Annotated in this window: 4 protein-coding genes; all 4 read left to right on the plus strand. The window is 68.3% G+C overall.

Annotated elements, in window-relative coordinates:
* Positions 1-614: flagellar motor switch protein FliG (locus tag Q0C81_RS01560; RefSeq protein WP_291832579.1), on the plus strand; the 614-nt coding region annotated here is incomplete at its 5' end.
* A 1-nt stretch (position 615) separates the two neighbouring features.
* Positions 616-1,266, plus strand: coding sequence for a flagellar assembly protein FlbE (locus Q0C81_RS01565; protein WP_291832581.1), 651 nt, complete (start codon positions 616-618; stop codon positions 1,264-1,266).
* Positions 1,266-1,598: a flagellar motor switch protein FliN gene (gene fliN, locus Q0C81_RS01570; RefSeq protein WP_291832583.1), complete on the plus strand. Its 333-nt coding sequence runs from the start codon at positions 1,266-1,268 to the stop codon at positions 1,596-1,598. The genes Q0C81_RS01565 and fliN overlap by 1 nt, the downstream gene beginning before the upstream one ends.
* 59 nt (positions 1,599-1,657) lie before the next feature.
* On the plus strand, positions 1,658-2,127 hold a 470-nt coding region (locus Q0C81_RS01575; RefSeq protein ID WP_291832585.1), incomplete at its 3' end, for a sigma 54-interacting transcriptional regulator.

The following is a 2,127-nucleotide window of genomic DNA, read 5'->3' on the forward strand; positions in this document are numbered from 1 at the left end:
CGGTGATCCTGTCCAAGATCAAACCTGACCACGCCGCCCGCGTGCTGACCAGCCTGCCCGAGGACTTCGCCCTGGAATGCGTGCAGCGGATGCTGCGCATGGAGCCGGTGCAGCGCGACATACTGGACAAGATCGAGCAGACCCTGCGCACCGAGTTCATGTCGAACCTGGCGCGCACGTCCAAGCGCGACAGCCACGAGCTGATGGCTGACATCTTCAACAGCTTCGACCGCCAGACCGAGGCCCGCTTCATCGGCGCGCTGGAAGAGCGCAACCGCGAGGCCGCCGAGCGCATCCGCGCCCTGATGTTCGTGTTCGAGGACCTGGCCAAGCTGGATCCGGGCGGCATCCAGACCCTGCTGCGCGCGGTCGAGAAGGACTCGCTGGGGCTGGCCCTGAAGGGCGCCTCCGAGACCCTGCGCGAACTGTTCTTCTCCAACATGTCCGAGCGTGCGGCCAAGATCATGCGCGAGGACATGGAGTCGATGGGCCCAGTCCGTCTGAAGGACGTCGATCAGGCCCAGATGGCCATGGTTCAGGTCGCCAAGGATCTCGCCGCCAAGGGCGAGATCATGCTGGTCGGCCAGGGCGGCGACGACGAGTTGATTTACTGACATGAGCGCGCAACCCGAAACGAGAGCCTTCTTCTTTGACACCGAGTTCGACGCCGGCGGCGAGGTCGTGCGCGGTTCGAGCTGGCGTCCGACCAAGCGCGCCTGGACCCAGGGCGAGGTCGAGGCGCTGGTGGCGCAGGCTTCGGTGGAGGCGCGCGAGACGGCGCTGGCCGAGATCGCCAGCATCCAGGCCATGGCCCTGTCGAGCATCGGTCAGGCGCTCGAGGCCGCGGCGCCGGCCCTGACCCAGATCGCCCAGGCTCACCGCGAACAGTCGGCCGAGCTGGCCATGGCCGCCGCCCGGGTCGTCGCCGCCGCCGCTCTGGATCGCTTCCCGGAGGCGCCGTTGCAGGCTGCGCTGGAAGCCCTGGGGCAGGAGATCGACGCCTCGCCGCGCCTGGTCATCCGCACCGGCGACCTGACCGACGAGACCCGCGCCCGTCTGCAGCAGCTGGGCGCCGACGCGGGCTTCTCGGGCATCGTCGCCTTCCGCGATGAGCCGGGCCTGCCCCCGGCCGCCTTCCGCCTGGAATGGGCCGACGGACGCGCCGACTTCGATCCCGCCGACGCTTTCGCCCGCATGGCCGAAGCGCTGAACTCCGCCCTGGCCGCCGAGGCCGGGCACGCTGAAACCCTGAACGGGAGGTCCTGATGGCGACCGACACCATGGCGTTGGAGGAGTTTCCGGACTCCACCGCCCTCGCAGAACATGAAGAGCACACCGACAAGACCGCGCACGATCTCGCGCCGGTCTTCGACGTGCCCGTCAACATCTCCGCCGTGCTGGGCAAGGCCCACATGTCCGTGGCCCAGCTGCTGAAGCTGAACCGCGGCAGCGTGCTGGAGCTGGACCGCAAGGTCGGCGAGGCGATCGACATCTTCGTCAACAACCGTCTCGTCGCCCGCGGCGAGGTGGTGGTGGTCGAGGACCGTCTGGGCGTGACCATGACGGAAATCATCAAGATCGAGGACAGCAACGCCTGATGGTGTTGCACCCGGGCCCGCGGAGCGGACCGGTGCGTAGGATTTGAAGGAGAAGACCCATGCGGCTTCTGGTGGTTGGCAGGCTCAGCGGACAGCTGGCGACGGCGGTGAAGATGGCCATGGCGCACGGCGCCAAGGTCCAGCACGTCGAGCGCGGCGATCAGGCGACGGAGCAACTGCGTCGCGGGCAGGGGGCCGACCTGCTGATGGTCGATTACCGCGTGGACATCGCCGCCCTGATCGCGGCGAACGAGAACGAGCGCATCCACGTGCCGGTGGTGGCCTGCGGCGTCGACGCCGACGCCACGGACGCGGCCAACGCCATCCGCGCGGGGGCCAAGGAGTTCATCCCCCTGCCGCCGGAAGCCGACCTGATTGCGGCGGTGCTGTCGGCGGTCGCTGACGACGAGCGCCCGATGATCTCGGCCGATCCGTCGATGAAGCACGTGATCCAGCTGGCCGACCAGGTCGCGCGCTCGGAAGCCTCGATCCTGATCACCGGCGAAAGCGGCGTCGGTAAGGAAGTCAT

Source organism: Brevundimonas sp. (assembly GCF_023259385.1).
In the GTDB taxonomy this organism is placed as follows: Bacteria; Pseudomonadota; Alphaproteobacteria; order Caulobacterales; family Caulobacteraceae; genus Brevundimonas.

What these genes read in the sequence shown, in the direction of transcription:
- Q0C81_RS01565 (WP_291832581.1), top strand. Translation starts at nt 616, where the DNA reads ATGAGCGCGCAACCCGAAACGAGAGCCTTCTTCTTTGACACCGAGTTC.
- fliN (WP_291832583.1), top strand. Translation starts at nt 1,266, where the DNA reads ATGGCGACCGACACCATGGCGTTGGAGGAGTTTCCGGACTCCACCGCC.